This is a genomic window from Proteus myxofaciens ATCC 19692, assembly GCF_001654855.1.
GTDB lineage: Bacteria > Pseudomonadota > Gammaproteobacteria > Enterobacterales > Enterobacteriaceae > Proteus > Proteus myxofaciens.
Genome location: NZ_LXEN01000261.1, coordinates 1 through 218, shown reverse-complemented (window position 1 = coordinate 218; position 218 = coordinate 1). Strand labels below are relative to the sequence as shown.

At 24.8% G+C, this 218-nt stretch carries 1 protein-coding gene; it reads right to left on the bottom strand.

Going from position 1 to position 218, the window contains the following annotated elements:
• The coding region (locus M983_RS17800; protein WP_210433268.1) for a hypothetical protein at positions 1-218 on the bottom strand (218 nt) is incomplete at both ends.

Genomic DNA, 218 nt, shown 5'->3' with positions numbered 1-218 from the left:
TCATTATTTAATATTTCACAACGATGTAATCGATAAGCATTTTCATCAAAAAATAATGTCCATAGAAATCCTGTCTCTCCTAATATTGAATCTATTGTATTATCATAGATATTAGAACCACCAACAAGAATATAGCTATCAGCTTTATTGAAGAGGTAATAATTATCAATAATAATATCTAAATCATCTATGGAATTAATGAAATTGATATTTAATGG